Below are 16,560 nucleotides of genomic sequence, written 5' to 3' on the forward strand. Positions count from 1 at the left end.
GCGCGGCAGCCACGGGTTGCCGCGCCCTTTTTCGTCCAGCATCGGCCGATTTTACCTTCCGGGCGCCGCTATGCCTCGCATGATGTAACCGACTGCCTTGCGTATGGTCGCCTCGCCCTCGTCGAGCCGGTTGGTCAACAGATGCTTCCAGGCGAAGGAGGCGATCAGGTCGGCGACAACAGCCGGATCGATTTCGGCCGGGATTTCGCCCCTTGCCTTGGCGCGTTCGACGATCTGGCCGGTATGGGACCGTCGGCCCAGCGCATAGTCGTTGAGCGCCGCCGCCGCCATGTCATCCGACTGAGCCTCGGCGATCAGCGACCTGAACACGCTGCCCGACGATGTCTCGCGCCAGTGGGCGAACAGGTTGTTCACGAAGCCGACGAGATCCTCCTCGAGCCGCCCGGTATCGGGAACATCGACGCGCTTCTGGCGCTGGTAGACTTCGAGCAGCAATGCCGCCTTGCTCGGCCACCAGCGGTAGATGGTGGGTTTGCCGGCGCGGGCCCGCCGCGCCACAGCCTCGATCGAGAAACCGGCATAGCCGGCCTCGACCAGCACGGCCTCGGCAGCGTCGAGAATGGCATCGGCGCTGTCGGGGTTGCGCCGCGCACCGATCGATCTGCGCGCCGGATCGGCATCCTCGGCCATTTCTGTCGTCCTCGCCACCAGGTTTGCCGGCAGCATAGGTGACCCGGCGCTCAAACGAAACGCCGCGTTTTCAAACTTCTGGACGGCGGTGATGGTCGCGGTAGGCAATGAACCCGCGTTAACGTATTCCTTTGGAGCCTTTACCAGCGTGTTGGTCGGCGAAGCCCCAAAGCAAAAACCCGCCTGTGCGGCGGGTCACGGGCGCAATCAGCACCATGGTTGAAAAAGTAGCATAGCTGCCCTCACGGGTCAAGGAAAAAATTCCTATCAGCATGATGGGGAGAACTCGCCGATGCTGCGTTCGAGTTCGCGCTTGCCTGGTTCATTGCCCGCGATGACCTCATAACGCCATAGCTCCCGGCGACGCCAACAGATTTGAAATGCAAGTCTAATCCCGGGTTGGCCCGTCCTGCAAAGCGAAGACACAACGCCCTTGCGCCCGCGCGTCGTATCGGGCAAACCGGCCTTCCCTTGCGATTTTTGCCGCCCGAGGTTTGCATGTCCACGACGATTTCGCCGCTTGCGCCGAAGAAATACCCCAAGATGCCGGCCATTGAGGGGGTGCGCATCGCCACCGCCGAGGCGGGGATAAAGTACAAGAACCGCACCGACCTTTTGACCATGGTCTTCGATGAAGGCACTGCGGTCGCCGGCGTGTTCACGAAATCGAAGTGCCCCTCGGCGCCGGTCGATTTCTGCCGGCAGAACCTCGGACCCGGCAAGGCGCGGGTGCTGGTCGTCAATTCCGGCAACGCCAACGCCTTCACCGGCAAGAAAGGCCGCGAATCGACCGCACTGACAGGCGAGGCGGCGGCCAAGGCGGCGGGCTGCAAGGCAAGCGAGGTTTTCCTGGCGTCGACAGGCGTCATCGGCGAGCCGCTCGACACCAGCAAATTCAGCCATCTGCTCGCGGGGCTGGTCAGCAACGGCAAGCCCGACCTGTGGACCGAAGCGGCCAAGGCGATCATGACCACGGATACCTATCCGAAAGTGGCGACCGCGACTGTCAAGCTCGGCGACACCAGCGTCACCATCAACGGCATCTCCAAGGGCGCCGGCATGATCGCGCCCGACATGGCAACGATGCTCTCCTTCGTCGCCACCGACGCGCCGATCGCCGCCCCTGTTTTGCAGGACCTGTTGTCGCGCGGCACGGCGAAGACCTTCAACGCGGTCACCGTCGACAGCGACACCTCGACCAGCGATACGCTGCTGATTTTCGCCACCGGCAAGGCCGCCAAGCGCGGCGCGCCTGATATAACCGATCCCAAGGATGCCCGCCTTGGAGCGTTCCGCCGGGCGCTCGGCAAGGTGCTGAAATCGCTGGCGCTGCAAGTGGTGCGCGACGGCGAGGGCGCCCGCAAGCAAGTCGAAGTCACCGTCACCGGCGCCAAATCGGCGCGCTCGGCCAAGCGCATCGCACTGTCGATCGCCAATTCGCCGCTGGTCAAGACGGCGGTCGCCGGCGAGGACGCCAATTGGGGCCGCGTCGTCATGGCCGTCGGCAAGGCCGGCGAGCCCGCCGATCGCGACCGGCTGTCGATCTGGTTCGGCGACAACAGGCTGGCGCATGAAGGCGAGCGCGATCCCTCCTATTCCGAGCAGGCGATTTCGGCCTACATGAAGCGCGACGATATCCGCATCCGCGCCGATATCGGCATCGGCCGCGGCAAGGCGACGGTGTGGACCTGCGATCTCACCAAGGAATATGTCGCCATCAATGGCGATTATCGGAGCTGATGGTTTTGGGATCCAGGCATCCGGCAAGCATGCTCGCGATCGTACGCCGCTACGAGGCGGCCGGCTTTCGCGCATGGCCTGCAGCGGCCGTCCACTATGACGGCACCTGGGTGGTGCGGCTGACCGCCGGCCATCCGGCCAAGCGGCTGAACTCGGTCAACCCGCTCGATCCCGGCGACACCCAGCACATTGCCGACCGCATCGGCCGGGCCAGCCGCCGTTTCGATGCCTATGGCAGGCCGCTGACGTTTCGCATGTCGCCGCTGTCGGGTCCCGATCTCGCCAGCCATCTCGATAAGCAAGGCTGGAGCCGGTTCGACGAGTCGCTAGTGATGCGGCTGCCGCTGGCCGACGCGCAACTCGACGCTGCCATGGACCAGATTCCGCTGAAGGACATCAGCCGCTTCATCGGCGCCTCGCTCAAGGTCAGCGGTTCGGATGTTTCGCTGCGGCCTGGGCTGTCGGAGATCATCGGTGCCATCCAGCCCGAGGCCGGCCTGTTCGCGCTCGAAGATGGAACCGAGCCGCTGGCAACACTTATCTGCGTGCATGACGGCGATCTGGCCGGCCTGTTCGAGGTCGCCACCGACAAGTCGGCGCGCAACAAGGGCCACGGCCGCAACCTGATCCTGTCGGCGCTGAAGTGGGCACGGTTGCGTGGCGCGCGGGAAGCCTGGCTGCAGGTCGAGGCTGGCAATGTGCCGGCGCTGGCGCTCTACCATTCGCTCGGCTTCGACGAAGTCTATCGCTACCACTACCGCCGGCCGCCTGTTTATGGGTGAAGGTGGCATGGGTGAAGTTGGCCATGAGTGACGTGATGATCGCCGGCAAGCGCATGCTCCTGGTCGCCGCCTGCGCGCTGGTCGATGCCGACGGGCGCGTGCTTTTGGCGCAGCGGCCCGAGGGCAAGCAACTTGCCGGGCTGTGGGAATTTCCCGGTGGCAAGGTCGAGCCCGGCGAGACGCCCGAACAATGCATCATTCGCGAACTGCACGAGGAAATCGGCGTCGAAACCGACATTCCGTGCCTGGCGCCGCTCACCTTCGCCAGCCATTCCTACGACGATTTCCACCTGTTGATGCCGCTTTTCATCTGCCGCCGCTTTCGCGGCATTGCCCAGCCGAGGGAAGGGCAGGCGCTGAAATGGGTGCGGCCGAAGCAGATGCGCGACTATCCGATGCCGCCGGCCGATGCGCCGCTGATCCCGTTCCTCATCGATCTTCTTTGAGCGCGCTGCCGTCCGATTGCCGGTCGAGCCCTCGTATCAGCCAGCGTTAATGGAAGATTTATCTCATCGTGAAAAATTGAAGCATGGCCGTTTCACGGTCGCGCCGCCGATTTGCTGGGGAGCGATAGCATGAGCCTAGACAGGGATTGGGACTCGATCCGGCCCGAGCGCGGCTTTCGCGCCGCCGACGCGGGCATGGGGATATTGCGCATCACGCTGCTGTTCGGTTCGGCCGCGGTGGCGCTGGCACTGATCGCGACCTCTTTCCTCGACAACCAGACACGCCCGCTGTCTGCCCGCGACGGTCTTGCCGGGCTCGACATGACGGCCACCGGCTCGCTGAGCCATCGCGAAACCTATACGCTGCGCCGCAGCGTGCTGCAGCCGCAGCCCGGTTCGGTCTGCATCATCAGGTCCAATGGCAGAAGCAGCGGCGATTGCTGAGATGGTTAAGACTTTTCGCGAACGCGGCTGTTTCACCGCCTGTTAAGCCTTTGCCGTTAACCTTTCTTAACAGGTCGGCGGTAAGGTCCGGACGAGAGGGGTTCAGGCCATGAAAGCAGTGCTGCTGCGTTTTCTGAAAGACGAGACGGGCGCCACGGCCGTCGAATATGGCGTGATCATCGCGGTGCTGTCGCTGGCCATCGTCGGCGGCATCGGTCAGGTCCGCGACGGGATCATCTGGCTGTTCAGCGACAACAGCAGCAGGCTTGCGAACGCTTTCGCACCCACACCCTGATCCAATTCTTCCGCGATTGCGGGCAGGATCATTGCCCGTCTGGCGCCTCTAGGATCGCCTTCAGCGAAACCTTGGCCGAACCTGGCTTCAGCGGTTTTTGCTGCGATGCGTCGGGCGCCCAGCCGGACATCCAGACAATCGAGAAACTAGCCCTCACGCGGCCGTCGGGGTCGGAAAACCGCTCGGCGTAGATTTCCGCCGCGCGGGCAAACAGCGCGCGCGAACCCGGCCGCCGGCTGCGATCGGTGAGCGCATTGGTCTCGCCCATGGCCCGCAAATCCGCCATCAGGTTGAACAGGCTGGCATAGCGCACCGTCACCGTCTCGACATCGGCGACCGGCAGGGCGAGACCGGCGCGCTGCAGAAGCGCACCGGCCTCGCGCACGTCGGTGAACGGGATGACACGCGGGCTGGCGCCGCCATAAAGCTCGGTCTCTGCCGCAAGCAGGCTTTCGCGTAACTCGAAAAGCGTGCCGGCGCCGGCAAAGGCGCCGAGGAAAAGCCCGTCCGGCCGCAATGCGCGGCGGATCTGGATCAGCATGCCGGGAATGTCGTTCATCGCCTGCAGCGACAGAAGCGAGACCGCCAGATCGAGGCTCTCCGCCTCGAACGGCACGGTTTCGAGCGGTGCGATCATGCCGGCGCCGCCACCGTTCAGGAACGTCCTATCCGTCTCGACGCGGACAATGTCGGCGACCTTGCCGCTTTGGGCGAGCATTTCGGCTGCAGCCGGTGTCTGGCAAAACAGCACGGCCGCCTTGCCGAACCGGCGCTCGACGGCACCAAGACGGTCGGCAAGGTCCTCGGCCGTGCGGCGCATGAGGAAGTCCGCGCCGTCAACCGGATGGGCAAGCGCGCGCCGCTTGTGCGCCAGCCACAGAGAGGTATCGATTATCGGCTGCAACGGGCAGATCCTTGTTTGTCCAGGCCTATAGATCGTTGATATAGTGATCGCAGGACCAACCACGTGGCCGATCCGATGCCCAAGATCAAGTCCGTCGAGATCCGCAGCTTCGCCCGATCGGCTCTCGGCTGGCCGGCGCGCATCCTGTTTCCGCCGGTCTGCGCCGGTTGCCGGCGGCATGTCTCGCAGCCCGGCGTGCTGTGCGGCGCCTGCTGGCCGAAGCTCAGGCTGCTGGAGCGGCCATGGTGCCCGGTGATGGGCACGCCGTTCACCCACCATATGGGCGAGGGCTTTCTGTCCGCCGAGGCCATTGCCGATCCGCCGCCTTTCGAGCGGGCGCGGGCAGCGGTCGCCTATTCCGGCGTCGCCCGCCAGATGGTGCAGGGGCTGAAATACCAGGATCGCACCGATCTCGCGCCATGGATGGCACGTTGGATGGTGCGCGCCGGTGCCGATCTCATCGCGCAGGCGGATGTGGTGGTGCCGGTACCGCTGCACTGGCGGCGCTTTTTCAGGCGAAGGTTCAATCAGTCGGCGGAATTGGCAAGGGCGGTTTCGGTGCTCAGTCAATTGCCGTTCGCGCCCTCGGCGGTGCGGCGCGTAAAACTCACCCGGCAGCAGGTTGGGCTGGAGCGCAGCGAGCGCGAGGAGAATGTGCGGGCCGCCTTTCGCGTGCCCGCCGAGGCGGAAATCGAAATCGCCGGCCGCCGAGTGCTTTTGATCGACGATGTCTACACCACCGGCGCCACCGTGCGTTCCGCCACCAAGGCGCTCAAAAGGGGAGGTGCGGCCGCCGTCGACGTGCTGACCTTCGCGCGTGTGTTGCCGGGGGACTTCCGGGCGGACGAGTCCGTGACTATATAAGTCGGCAACGAACAGCGGAAATTCGTCATGGCCGAAGTCACCATCTACACCCGCATGATGTGCGGCTATTGCACGGCAGCCAAGCGGCTGCTGGAGCGCAAAGGCGTCGCCTTCACCGAGCATGATGCCTCGTTCTCGCCGGAACTGCGCCAGGAGATGATCTCCCGCGCCCGTGGCCGCTCGACCTTTCCGCAGATTTTCGTCGGCGACACGCATGTCGGCGGTTGCGACGACCTCCACGAGCTGGAAGCCGAAGGCCGGCTGGACAAACTGCTCGCCAACGGCGCGACGAATTGAGGAAGATGGCGATGGGTGTTTTCAAGGCGGCTGCAATCCAGATGCGTTCAGGCGAAAGCCCCGAGCGCAACGCCGTCGATCTCGAGCGGCTGGTGCGTGAGGCTGCTGGCCAAGGTGCGACTTACATCCAGACGCCGGAGATGACCGGCGCGCTGATCCGCGACAGGCAAGCCCGCGCCGCGTCCTTCACGTCCGAGGACAAGGATGTCGTCGTCTCGACCGCGCGCAGACTTGCCAAGGAGCTCGGCGTCTTCCTGCATATCGGCTCGACCGCCATCGCGCGCGCCGACGGCAAGCTCGCCAACCGGGCGCTGCTGTTTGGCCCGGATGGCGCCACGCTCGCCACCTACGACAAGATCCACATGTTCGACGTCGATCTCGACAATGGCGAGAGCTGGCGCGAATCCTCTGCCTATGAGCCGGGGACCGAGGCTGTCGTAGCCGAGATCGAGGGCGCGAAACTGGGTTTCGCGGTCTGCTACGATTTGCGCTTTCCGCAATTGTTCCGCGCCGAGGCACTGGCCGGCGCCGACCTGCTTTCCGTACCTGCCGCCTTCACCCGCCAGACCGGTGAGGCGCACTGGCACGTGCTGCTCAGGGCGCGCGCCATCGAGAACGGCGCCTATGTCGTCGCCGCTGCACAAGGCGGCTTGCATGAAGACGGCCGTGAGACCTATGGCCATTCGCTGATCGTCGATCCGTGGGGCCGTATCATCGCGGAAGCCGCACATGATGATCCGGCAGTGATCGTCGCCGAAATCGACCCGGCGCAGTCGCTTGCCGCGCGCAAGAAGATCCCCAATTTGAAAAATGCGCGGGATTTTGCCGTCAACGGCTCGGGCGAGGCGCCGCGTCTCAGGGGTGCAGCCTCTTGATCCGTTTTTCCCTGATCTGCGAGCATGAGCACGAATTCGAAGGCTGGTTTCGCAGCAACGAAGATTTCGACACCCAGAAGAAGCGCGGCTTTGTCGATTGCCCGAGCTGCGGCTCGCACAAGGTGCAGAAGGCGCTGATGGCGCCGGCCGTCTCCACGGCGCGCAAGCAGGAAACGATCGCGCTCGCCATGGGCGAGGCGCAGAAGCAGGCTTTGGCGCAGCTGAAGGCGATGGCCGAGAAGGTGCGCGAGAATGCCGACTATGTCGGCGACAAATTCGCCGAGGAAGCCCGAAAAATCCATTTCGGCGAAAGCGACCCGCGCGGCATCTACGGCGAGGCGACGCTGGACGAGGCCAAGAGCCTGGCCGAGGACGGCGTCGAGTTCATGCCGATCCCGGTATTCCCGGACGACCGCAACTGAGCGGCTAGCTGACGCTGCCGATCAGCTTTTCAAGCAGCCGAGAGAGCGTTTCCTTTTCTGCCTGCGTCAGGCTCGCCAGAATCTTGTGCTCGTTGGCAACGTGGGCGGTAACTGCTTCGTCGATCAAAGCGAGACCCTTTTCAGTCAACCGCACGACGATGCCGCGCCGATCGTTGGGATGCGGCGCGCGCAGGATCAATCCGGACGTTTCGAGCCGGTCGAGCCTGTTGGTCATGGCGCCGGACGTCACCATGGTTGCTTCATAGAGGGCGGTCGGCGTCAGCGCGTAAGGAGAGCCAGAGCGGCGCAGCGTCGCCAGCACGTCGAATTCCCCGGACTGCAATCCATAGCGGGCAAACAACGGACCGAGGTGCTCGCGGGCGATCAGCGAGGCGGCCTCGTTCAGCCGCCCGAGCACGGCCATCGGCGAGACATCCAGGTCGGGACGCTCACGCTTCCATTGCTCGATTGCCCTAGCCGCCCTGTCCAACTGTCTCACCATCATGTATCTTGACGTTAAGAATCTTTCCATTATCTTATCGCAAGATGCAATGCCGGCCAAGGGCCGCTCGCAACAGGGTTCGATGATGAAATTTCTCTGGGATTCGGCGCTCGGACTGCTGGTCGTCACCGGCGGTTTGCTCGGCCTGACGCTGCCGTTCGGCAAGCTCGCCACGGCTGCCGGCGTGCCGGCCATGGTCTGGGCTTTCGTCATCTCGTTTGGCGCCGGCGGCGTGCTGTTGTGCTCCTTGCTGCTACGCGGCCAGCGCGTCCGGCTCACGGCGCACAAACTGCGCTATTTCTTCGTCACCGCGGCGGTGTCCTATGCCGTGCCCAATCTCCTGATGTTCTCGGCCATTCCGCATCTTGGTGCAGGCTATACCGGCATCATGTTCACCCTGTCGCCGGTCATCACGCTGGTGTTCTCGATCCTGCTGCGTGTCCGGCGCCCGAACATGCTGGGCATCGTCGGCATTGCCGTCGGCTTTGTCGGCGCCGTCATGGTGGCGGTGACGCGCGGCGAGGCCGGCGAGCCGGCCGATTTGTTCTGGGTGGTGATGGGGCTGCTCATCCCGTTCAGCCTTGCCGCCGGCAACATCTACCGCACGGCCGACTGGCCCCAGGGCACCGGCCCCATCGAGCTTGCCGTCGGCAGCCACCTAGCATCGGCGACGATACTGCTTGTCGGCATTCTGGCTCTGTTCGGCGTCAAGGCCTTCGCTCCCCTGAGCGGCGTGCCGATGGTGGTCATCGCGCAGGCTGCGTCGGCGTCGGCGATGTTCGCCTTCTTTTTCCGGCTGCAGGCGGTCGGCGGTCCGGTCTACCTCAGCCAGATCGGCTACGTGGCGGCGGCGGTCGGCTTGTTTGCCGGCACGATCTTCCTCGGCGAACAGTATCAGCTGCTGACCTGGGCGGGCGCGGTCATCATCACGGCCGGCGTTTTCATCACCACCAGTGCACAAAATCAGTTCAGCACGAAGGCGCAAAGCCAGGCGGCGTGAGCGCCTTCGCGCCTCAGCCGGTTTCGCTGTCTTCGCCATCACGTGTCGGCCGAGCCGCCCAAGGCGATCTATTGGCGCGGCGGCTCGGCGGCTCGATTCCGAATAGGGTCAGACCGAGCTTTTTTCCGCCAGCACCATGTAGTTGACGTCCATGTCCTTCGAGCGCGCCCAACGGTCGGCGAGCGGATTGTAGCTGACTCCGGTGCGGTCGATGACGGTGAGGCCAGCGCTGCCAAGTGCCTTCTCAAGCTCTTCCGGGCGCACCAGCTTGCCGAATTGGTGGGTGCCGCGCGGCAACCAGCGCAGCACGTATTCGGCGCCGATGATGGCCAGACCGAGCGCCTTCAGCGTGCGGTTGATAGTGGCCACGAACATGATGCCGCCCGGCCGGACCATCTCGCCGCATTTGGCGACAAACAGGTCGATGTCGGCGACATGCTCGACCACTTCCATGTTGAGGATGACGTCGAATTTCTCACCGGCGCCGGCAAGGTCTTCGGCCGTCGTGGCGCGATAGTCGACGCTGACATTGACCTCGGCCGCGTGCAGCTTCGCCACTTCGATGTTTGTTTCGGAGGCATCTGCGCCAACGACTTCGGCGCCAAGCCGCGCCATCGGCTCGCATAACAGGCCGCCGCCGCAGCCGATGTCGAGGATGCGCAGACCCTCGAAAGGCCTCGCAGCGCGTGGATCACGGCCAAAGCGCGTCGCTATCTGGTCACGGATATAGGACAGCCGGACCGGATTGAATTTGTGCAGCGGACGGAACTTGCCGTTCGGGTTCCACCATTCGGCGGCAAGGGCGGAAAAGCGTTCCACCTCTCCGGCATCGATCGTCGATCGTCGGGGCTCTGGCATAGATTGGTCTCCTCGAACGCTAGGAAGTCGGGCGTGAGACCGCGAATGTCAAGGCAGCATTTTTCGATGCAGTCGAAGCGACAGGTTCTGTCACCTGTCGGGCACCTCATCGAAACACAATTGGCCCGTCGGGCGAAAAGAGGACAGGGTTGAAGTTCGAGGAGATGACGATGAAAGAGGAAACGGCTTCGATCCTCTGGCGCCGGCTGGACCTGGAGGGCCACGACGCCTGCCTGCTTTCGCCGAACGACGGCGGGCACAGCCTCGAGGGGCAGGCCATCTTCATCCAGGACGGCCAGCCGTGCTGCCTTGCCTACAAGCTGGATTGCGATGCCGGCTGGAGGACACGGGCGGCGCAGGTCGACGGCTTTCTGGGCACGCGCGAGCTGCATTATGCGATCGAACGCGGTTCGGATGGCCGCTGGACGCTGAACGGCGAAGTCCAGCGCGATGTCGCCGGCCTCGCCGACGTCGACCTCGGGTTCACGCCGGCATCGAACCTGTTGGCGATCCGCCAGTTCGATCTCGGCATCGGCGAGGCGACGCCCGCCCCCGCCGCCTACCTGACCTTTCCGGAGCTCAAGCTGGCGCGCCTCGAACAGAGTTACCGCCGTCTCGATGAGGCTCGCTACGCCTACGTCGCGCCCATGTTCGGCTATGACGGGGTCCTTCAGGTTTCGCCGTGCGGGTTCGTAGTCGATTATCCCGGCCTGTGGGCAAGCTCGGCTGCATCAGGCTGAAGCGATCAAGGTCGTTCCGATGCGGCCTATTTCGTGTCCAGCACGTCGCGCAGTTTCGTCGCCAACTGCTCGATGGTGAAGGGCTTGGCCAGGAAATGCACGTCATGGTCGAGCACGCCATTGTGGACCACGGCATTCCTGGTGAAGCCGGTGGTGAAGATCACCTTCAGCCGCGGCATGCGCGCGACCGCCTCTTGCGCCAGCTTGCGGCCGTTCATCACGGGCATGACGATATCGGTGAACAGAAGTGCGATGCCGGGGTTTTCCGCCAGCTTCTGCAACGCTTCCTGGCCACTCGCGGCGTCGATGACGGCGTAGCCGAGTTCGCGCAAGGCATCCGTGGTGGAGGCGCGCACGCCGGCATCGTCCTCGACGACAAGGATCGTTTCGGTGACCGGTGCGGCGGGATTCTCTCCGCGCCCGCCCGGCACGACAGGTCCCTGCGGGTCGAAGAATCGCGGCAAGTATACCTTGACCGTCGTGCCTTCGCCGGGTTCGGAATAGATCTTGACGTGGCCACCAGACTGTTTGACGAAACCGAATACCTGGCTCAATCCCAGGCCGGTGCCCTTGTTGACCGGCTTGGTGGTGAAAAAGGGCTCGAAGGCCCTGGCTATGATTTCGGGGGCCATGCCCGAACCGGTGTCGCTGACGGCGATCATCACATACTGGCCGGCCTCGACATCGGCATGTGCGGCGGCGTAGTTGTCGTCGAGATGGCTGTTGGCGGTTTCGATGGTCAGCTTGCCGCCATCTCCCATGGCGTCGCGTGCATTGACGGCGAGGTTGAGAATGGCGTTCTCGATCTGGCTCGGGTCGGCATGGATCCTCCACAAGCCGCCCGCCAGCACGGTTTCGATGCGGATGGCTTCGCCGAGTGCCCGCCGGATCAGGTCCGACATTCCGGTCAGCAGCCGGTTGGCGTCGACGATCTGCGGCGCCAGTGGCTGCTGACGCGAGAAGGCGAGCAGCCGGGCCGTCAGATTGGCGGCACGGGTCGCTGCGTCGACCGCCGCTTCGATGAATTTTTCGATGTCGTGTTCGCCGCGCGCCAGCTTGCGCTGGGCGAGGTTCATGGCACTGATGATCACAGCCAGCATGTTGTTGAAATCGTGGGCGATACCGCCCGTCAGTTGGCCGACTGCCTCCATCTTCTGCATCTGGCGTATCTGGGATTCGGCCTTTTCGCGCGTCTGGATCTCATGGCCGAGCGCGATGTTCTTGCGCATCAGTTCCTCTTGGACGATGACCACGTCGTGAAAGCGGCGACGCGATTGCCTGATCGTGTAGGCGGCAAGCAGGAAGATCGCCAGCAGCGCCGCCAGCGAACCGATGCGCAGCCAGGCCTCGACCTGGTCGGTATGGCTGTCGCGCGCAGCGAGGGCGGCGGCGCTGATGCGTCGGATCGCATCCATGCTTGTCCGGATTTCGTCCATGGCGGCCTTGCCCTGGCCGCTGCGGACCAGATCCAGCGCCTTTGTCGCATTGCCTTGGTCATACAGCGCAATCGTCTCGGCCATTTCGGCCTGCTTTTGCGAAAGCGCCTCCTTGATGTGGTTGATTTGCTGGACGACCTGGTCGTCGGGGGCGGTCATGCCTTCGATATGCGCAAGTTGCTCGGGAATTGCGCCGACGGCTTGCCGATAGGGTTCGAGATAGGATTTCTCGCCGGTCAGAAGGTAGCCGCGCTGACCGCCCTCCGCGTCTTGCGCCAGCGAAAGCAGCTCCGAAAGCAATTCCTGATACTCGATTGCTTCGCGCGCGGCTGCGCGATTAGCCCTCTGGCCCTCGACCAGCATGGCACGGCTACCGACGATCAGCGCCAACACCGCGAAGCCGATGATGAGCGGGAGCGATTGCCACCGCATGGCACGCCGAAGACGAGTAATCATCTGCAATGCTGAACCAAAAGGAGTTCCCCCTGGGCGGTATTTCGTAAGCGGCAGCGGGGCGGAACGCAATATGTCGTCTTCTTGAAGGCGGCAATCCGCCGCCAGCCTTGCGAAACCTTCATCATTTGGCTAAGGAGGCCGCGCATTCAGCGGCCGGCGTCAGCCGGCCTTCCACTTTTCGGGATTCCCGCTTTTTTTGGCTGGATCCGGCTTCAGTCAAAGGCATTTCGCTTCCATGGCGCGCATCGTGATGAAATTCGGCGGAACCTCCGTCGCCGACATCGCCCGCATCCGCAACGTGGCGCGTCATGTCAAACGCGAGGTCGACGCCGGACATGAGGTGGCGGTGGTCGTTTCGGCGATGTCCGGCAAGACCAACGAACTGGTCGGCTGGACGCGCGAGGCCTCGCCGATGCACGACGCACGCGAATATGACGCGGTCGTCGCTTCCGGCGAACAGGTCACTGCCGGCCTTCTGGCAATCACCTTGCAGAACATGGGCGTGCATGCACGCTCCTGGCAGGGCTGGCAGATCCCGATCAAGACCGATAATGCGCATGGCGCGGCGCGCATCCTCGACATCGATGGTGCGTTCCTGATCAAACGCTTCGGCGAGGGCCAGGTGGCGGTGATCGCCGGATTCCAGGGCATCGGTCCAGACAATCGCATCTCCACGCTTGGCCGCGGCGGCTCCGACACCAGCGCGGTCGCCATTGCGGCGGCGGTCAAGGCCGATCGTTGCGACATCTACACCGATGTCGACGGGGTCTACACCACCGACCCGCGCATCGAGCCCAAGGCGCGGCGTCTGGCCAAGATATCGTTCGAGGAAATGCTTGAAATGGCCTCGCTCGGTGCCAAGGTTCTGCAGGTGCGTTCGGTCGAGCTTGCCATGGTGCACAGGGTGCGTACCTTCGTGCGGTCGTCCTTCGACGATCCCAATGCGCCCGGAATGGGGGATTTGCTCAATCCGCCCGGAACGCTCATTTGCGACGAGGAAGAGATCGTGGAACAACAGGTCGTCACCGGAATTGCCTATGCCAAGGACGAGGCGCAGATTTCGCTGCGCCGGGTCGGCGACCGGCCGGGCGTTGCCGCCGGCATCTTCGGGCCGCTGGCCGAGGCCAACATCAATGTCGACATGATCGTCCAGAACATATCCGAGGACGGAAAGTCTACCGACATGACATTCACCGTGCCGTCGGGCGATGTCGACAAGGCGCTGGCCGTGCTGGAGCGCCTCAAGGCGTCGATAGGCTACGATGTCGTGCAGTCGGAAGCCGGCATGTCGAAAGTTTCGGTCATCGGCATAGGCATGAGGAGCCATGCCGGCGTCGCCGCCACCGCTTTCAAGGCGCTGGCCGACAAGTCGATCAACATCCGTGCCATCACGACTTCGGAGATCAAGATTTCGATCCTGATCGACGGTCCGTACACCGAACTTGCGGTTCGCACTTTGCATTCCGTCTACGGTCTGGATAAGCAGTAGCGAGAACGATTTGAGTTGTTGCGTGTGCGCCGGTCGCAGTGGAAACTGTGGCGGGCAGAATGCCCATTGGAGAACAAGCCGCGATGCGTGATCAGGCCAGTGGCCCGCGCGTTTTGCTGAAACGGCTCCGCGAGCTCATGCAGGAGCCGCTGGAGCCGCAGGAGCGGCTTGACCGGATCGTGCGCGACATCGCCTCCAATATGGTCGCCGAAGTCTGCTCGCTCTATGTGCTGCGCTCCGATTCGGTGCTCGAACTCTACGCCACCGAGGGCTTGAACCCGAACGCCGTCCATCTGGCGCAGTTGCGATTGGGACAGGGCCTGGTCGGCACGATCGCGGCCAGCGCGCGGCCGCTTAATCTCTCGAATGCGCAGGAACACCCGGCCTTCGCCTATCTGCCGGAGACCGGGGAGGAGATCTACAATTCCTTCCTCGGCGTGCCGGTGCTGCGGGCAGGGCGCACATTGGGCGTGCTTGTGGTGCAGAACAAGACCATGCGTCACTATCGCGACGATGAGGTCGAGGCGCTGGAAACCACCGCCATGGTGATCGCCGAGATGATCGCCACCGGCGATCTGGCGCGGCTGACCAGGCCCGGTCTCGAACTCGATCTGCGCCGCCCGGTCAGCTTCACCGGCCTGTCCTTCAATGACGGCGTCGGGCTTGGCCATGTCGTGCTGCACGAGCCGCGCATCGTCGTCACCAATCTGTTCAACGAGGACAGCGAGGAAGAGGTCCGCCGGCTCGAAACCTCGCTCGGCTCGCTCAGGCTGTCCATCGACGACATGCTGGAGCGCCGCGATGTTGCCTTCGAGGGCGAGCATCGCCAGGTTCTGGAAGCCTATCGCATGTTCGCCAACGACCGCGGCTGGGTGCGGCGGCTTGAGGAGGCGATCCGCAACGGCCTGACGGCCGAGGCTGCCGTGGAAAAGGTGCAGAGCGACATGCGCGCCCGCATGCTGCACATGACCGATCCGTATCTGCGCGAACGGATGAGCGACTTCGACGACCTCGCCAACCGGCTGCTGCGCCAGCTGATGGGACGTGGGCCGGAGGATGTCGCCGCATCGCTGCCGAAGGACGCCATCATCGTTGCCCGTTCGATGGGGGCCGCCGAACTGCTCGATTATCCCCGGGACAAGATGCGCGGGCTGGTGCTCGAGGACGGTGCCGCGACCAGTCACGTCGTCATCGTCGCGCGTGCCATGGGCATCCCTGTCGCCGGCCAGATGAAGGGCGCCGTTTCCATGGCGGAAAACGGCGACGCCATCATAGTCGATGGCGAAGAGGGCGTGATCCATTTGCGGCCGCAGGCCGATCTCGAAGCCGCCTATGCCGAAAAGGTGCGTTTCCGGGCGCGCCGGCAAGAGGTCTATCGCGAGCTGCGCAAGAAGCCGTCGACGACCAAGGACGGCGTCCAGGTCGACCTGCTGATGAACGCCGGTCTTGCGGTCGACCTGCCGCAGCTCGCCGAGGCGGGTGCGGCCGGTATCGGCCTGTTTCGCACCGAATTGCAATTCATGGTCGCCTCGACATTTCCCCGGGCCGAGGCCCAGGAAAAGCTTTACCGCGACGTGCTTGAGGCAGCGCGCGGCAAGCCGGTTACCTTCCGCACCATCGATATTGGCGGCGACAAGGTGCTGCCCTACTTCAAGGGCTCTATCCAGGAGGAGAATCCGGCGCTCGGCTGGCGGGCGATCCGCCTGACGCTGGATCGGCCGGGCTTGCTGCGCACCCAGATCCGCGCCTTGCTCAAGGCCAGCGGCGGGCGCGAATTGAAGCTGATGCTGCCGATGGTGACCGAACTCGGCGAGATCGCCCAGGCGCGCGAGATCATCGATCGCGAGGTGCGGCATCTGTCGCGTTTTGCCCATCATTTGCCGACCAGCCTCAAGCTGGGCGCCATGCTGGAAGTGCCGTCGCTTTTGTTCCAGCTCGACGAATTGATGAAGGCCGTCGATTTCGTCTCGGTCGGTTCGAACGACCTGTTCCAGTTCGTCATGGCCGTCGACCGCGGCAACACGCAATTGGCCAACCGTTTCGACACGCTGTCGGCGCCGTTCCTGCGGGTGCTCAAGCAGATCGCCGATGCCGGCGTCCGCAACCACACGCCGGTGACCCTGTGCGGCGAACTCGCCGGAAAACCTATCTCGGCGATGGCGTTGATCGGCCTCGGCTTCCGCTCCATCTCGATGTCGCCGGCCTCGATCGGCCCGGTCAAGGCGATGCTGACGGAACTGCCGCTGGATGAGCTGGAGGCGTTCTTCGACGACAATCTGATGGCGCCGGCGCAGGGGTTGCCGATGCGGGCGCTGCTGCAGGCCTTTGCCGACGACCGTTCGATTCCATTGTAGCAGCC

18 protein-coding genes are annotated in these 16,560 nt (G+C 63.9%); 13 read left to right on the forward strand and 5 right to left on the reverse strand.

The annotated features are described in order from the left end of the window. Positions 1-51: 51 nt before the first annotated feature. Positions 52-651: a TetR/AcrR family transcriptional regulator gene (locus tag NKJ01_RS11395; protein ID WP_352727970.1), complete on the reverse strand. Its 600-nt coding sequence runs from the start codon at positions 649-651 to the stop codon at positions 52-54. Positions 652-1,149: 498 nt separating this feature from the next. Between NKJ01_RS11395 and argJ the strand changes: the two genes are divergently transcribed. The 5 genes from argJ to NKJ01_RS11420 all read left to right on the forward strand — a co-directional run bounded on the left by argJ (position 1,150) and on the right by NKJ01_RS11420 (position 4,358). Then, positions 1,150-2,391 (forward strand): bifunctional glutamate N-acetyltransferase/amino-acid acetyltransferase ArgJ, encoded by a 1,242-nt coding sequence (argJ, locus tag NKJ01_RS11400; RefSeq protein ID WP_352727972.1) that lies wholly within the window; start codon positions 1,150-1,152, stop codon positions 2,389-2,391. Positions 2,392-2,420: 29 nt separating this feature from the next. Further along, positions 2,421-3,173: a GNAT family N-acetyltransferase gene (locus tag NKJ01_RS11405; protein WP_352727974.1), complete on the forward strand. Its 753-nt coding sequence runs from the start codon at positions 2,421-2,423 to the stop codon at positions 3,171-3,173. Between the two features lie 23 nt (positions 3,174-3,196). Beyond that, complete coding sequence (locus NKJ01_RS11410) at positions 3,197-3,619, forward strand: (deoxy)nucleoside triphosphate pyrophosphohydrolase (RefSeq protein ID WP_023757191.1); 423 nt, start codon at positions 3,197-3,199, stop codon at positions 3,617-3,619. A gap of 129 nt (positions 3,620-3,748) precedes the next feature. After that, positions 3,749-4,063, forward strand: a complete 315-nt coding sequence (locus NKJ01_RS11415) for a hypothetical protein (protein WP_023757190.1) — start codon at positions 3,749-3,751, stop codon at positions 4,061-4,063. A gap of 109 nt (positions 4,064-4,172) precedes the next feature. Then, positions 4,173-4,358 carry a Flp family type IVb pilin gene (locus NKJ01_RS11420; RefSeq protein WP_023757189.1) on the forward strand — a complete coding sequence of 62 codons (186 nt, stop codon included), beginning with the start codon at positions 4,173-4,175 and terminating at the stop codon, positions 4,356-4,358. Between the two features lie 28 nt (positions 4,359-4,386). Here the strand turns inward: NKJ01_RS11420 and NKJ01_RS11425 are convergent, their stop codons facing one another. Further along, complete coding sequence (locus NKJ01_RS11425; RefSeq protein WP_352727977.1) at positions 4,387-5,262, reverse strand: methyltransferase domain-containing protein; 876 nt, start codon at positions 5,260-5,262, stop codon at positions 4,387-4,389. A gap of 63 nt (positions 5,263-5,325) precedes the next feature. On the opposite strand from NKJ01_RS11425, the gene NKJ01_RS11430 reads away from it, so the two are divergent. The 4 genes from NKJ01_RS11430 to NKJ01_RS11445 are packed head-to-tail and all read left to right on the forward strand — an operon-like array spanning position 5,326 to position 7,720. After that, positions 5,326-6,126 (forward strand): ComF family protein, encoded by an 801-nt coding sequence (locus tag NKJ01_RS11430; RefSeq protein ID WP_352727979.1) that lies wholly within the window; start codon positions 5,326-5,328, stop codon positions 6,124-6,126. A 27-nt stretch (positions 6,127-6,153) separates the two neighbouring features. Further along, positions 6,154-6,423 (forward strand): glutaredoxin 3, encoded by a 270-nt coding sequence (gene grxC, locus NKJ01_RS11435; protein ID WP_023757186.1) that lies wholly within the window; start codon positions 6,154-6,156, stop codon positions 6,421-6,423. A gap of 11 nt (positions 6,424-6,434) precedes the next feature. After that, complete coding sequence (locus tag NKJ01_RS11440; protein WP_352727981.1) at positions 6,435-7,298, forward strand: carbon-nitrogen hydrolase family protein; 864 nt, start codon at positions 6,435-6,437, stop codon at positions 7,296-7,298. After that, entirely contained in the window at positions 7,295-7,720 is a 426-nt protein-coding gene (locus NKJ01_RS11445) for a DUF1178 family protein (RefSeq protein ID WP_352727983.1), read from the forward strand. Before NKJ01_RS11440 ends, NKJ01_RS11445 begins: the two co-directional genes overlap by 4 nt. Before the next feature lie 4 nt (positions 7,721-7,724). Here NKJ01_RS11445 and NKJ01_RS11450 read toward each other — a convergent pair whose 3' ends face one another. Then, positions 7,725-8,210 (reverse strand): MarR family winged helix-turn-helix transcriptional regulator, encoded by a 486-nt coding sequence (locus tag NKJ01_RS11450; protein WP_352728015.1) that lies wholly within the window; start codon positions 8,208-8,210, stop codon positions 7,725-7,727. A gap of 97 nt (positions 8,211-8,307) precedes the next feature. Here NKJ01_RS11450 and NKJ01_RS11455 point away from each other — a divergent pair, with 97 nt between their 5' ends. Continuing rightward, positions 8,308-9,222 (forward strand): DMT family transporter, encoded by a 915-nt coding sequence (locus tag NKJ01_RS11455; RefSeq protein ID WP_352727985.1) that lies wholly within the window; start codon positions 8,308-8,310, stop codon positions 9,220-9,222. Positions 9,223-9,330: 108 nt separating this feature from the next. Here the strand turns inward: NKJ01_RS11455 and ubiG are convergent, their stop codons facing one another. Then, positions 9,331-10,080 carry a bifunctional 2-polyprenyl-6-hydroxyphenol methylase/3-demethylubiquinol 3-O-methyltransferase UbiG gene (gene ubiG, locus NKJ01_RS11460; RefSeq protein WP_352727987.1) on the reverse strand — a complete coding sequence of 250 codons (750 nt, stop codon included), beginning with the start codon at positions 10,078-10,080 and terminating at the stop codon, positions 9,331-9,333. A 149-nt stretch (positions 10,081-10,229) separates the two neighbouring features. On the opposite strand from ubiG, the gene NKJ01_RS11465 reads away from it, so the two are divergent. Continuing rightward, positions 10,230-10,820, forward strand: a complete 591-nt coding sequence (locus NKJ01_RS11465; RefSeq protein WP_352727989.1) for a putative glycolipid-binding domain-containing protein — start codon at positions 10,230-10,232, stop codon at positions 10,818-10,820. Positions 10,821-10,846: 26 nt separating this feature from the next. Here NKJ01_RS11465 and NKJ01_RS11470 read toward each other — a convergent pair whose 3' ends face one another. After that, a complete protein-coding gene (locus NKJ01_RS11470) occupies positions 10,847-12,688 on the reverse strand; it encodes a CHASE3 domain-containing protein (RefSeq protein WP_352728017.1) in 1,842 nt (613 codons plus the stop codon). Positions 12,689-12,947: 259 nt separating this feature from the next. Between NKJ01_RS11470 and NKJ01_RS11475 the strand changes: the two genes are divergently transcribed. Together NKJ01_RS11475 and ptsP are read left to right on the forward strand one after the other, a co-directional pair. Next, positions 12,948-14,201, forward strand: a complete 1,254-nt coding sequence (locus tag NKJ01_RS11475; protein WP_023757178.1) for an aspartate kinase — start codon at positions 12,948-12,950, stop codon at positions 14,199-14,201. 83 nt (positions 14,202-14,284) lie between these two features. Continuing rightward, positions 14,285-16,555: a phosphoenolpyruvate--protein phosphotransferase gene (ptsP, locus tag NKJ01_RS11480; protein WP_023757177.1), complete on the forward strand. Its 2,271-nt coding sequence runs from the start codon at positions 14,285-14,287 to the stop codon at positions 16,553-16,555. The last annotated feature ends 5 nt before the right edge of the window (positions 16,556-16,560 follow it).

The sequence above is a fragment of the Mesorhizobium sp. M0276 genome (assembly GCF_040321755.1).
In the GTDB taxonomy this organism is placed as follows: domain Bacteria; phylum Pseudomonadota; class Alphaproteobacteria; order Rhizobiales; family Rhizobiaceae; genus Mesorhizobium.

Coding starts and splice junctions, on each gene's coding strand:
- NKJ01_RS11420 (WP_023757189.1), top strand. CDS start 4,173: ATGAAAGCAGTGCTGCTGCGTTTTCTGAAAGACGAGACGGGCGCCACG.
- NKJ01_RS11440 (WP_352727981.1), top strand. CDS start 6,435: ATGGGTGTTTTCAAGGCGGCTGCAATCCAGATGCGTTCAGGCGAAAGC.
- NKJ01_RS11405 (WP_352727974.1), top strand. CDS start 2,421: ATGCTCGCGATCGTACGCCGCTACGAGGCGGCCGGCTTTCGCGCATGG.
- argJ (WP_352727972.1), top strand. CDS start 1,150: ATGTCCACGACGATTTCGCCGCTTGCGCCGAAGAAATACCCCAAGATG.
- NKJ01_RS11415 (WP_023757190.1), top strand. CDS start 3,749: ATGAGCCTAGACAGGGATTGGGACTCGATCCGGCCCGAGCGCGGCTTT.
- grxC (WP_023757186.1), top strand. CDS start 6,154: ATGGCCGAAGTCACCATCTACACCCGCATGATGTGCGGCTATTGCACG.
- ubiG (WP_352727987.1), bottom strand. CDS start 10,080: ATGCCAGAGCCCCGACGATCGACGATCGATGCCGGAGAGGTGGAACGC.
- NKJ01_RS11395 (WP_352727970.1), bottom strand. CDS start 651: ATGGCCGAGGATGCCGATCCGGCGCGCAGATCGATCGGTGCGCGGCGC.
- NKJ01_RS11455 (WP_352727985.1), top strand. CDS start 8,308: ATGAAATTTCTCTGGGATTCGGCGCTCGGACTGCTGGTCGTCACCGGC.
- NKJ01_RS11475 (WP_023757178.1), top strand. CDS start 12,948: ATGGCGCGCATCGTGATGAAATTCGGCGGAACCTCCGTCGCCGACATC.
- NKJ01_RS11470 (WP_352728017.1), bottom strand. CDS start 12,688: ATGCGGTGGCAATCGCTCCCGCTCATCATCGGCTTCGCGGTGTTGGCG.
- ptsP (WP_023757177.1), top strand. CDS start 14,285: ATGCGTGATCAGGCCAGTGGCCCGCGCGTTTTGCTGAAACGGCTCCGC.
- NKJ01_RS11410 (WP_023757191.1), top strand. CDS start 3,197: ATGAGTGACGTGATGATCGCCGGCAAGCGCATGCTCCTGGTCGCCGCC.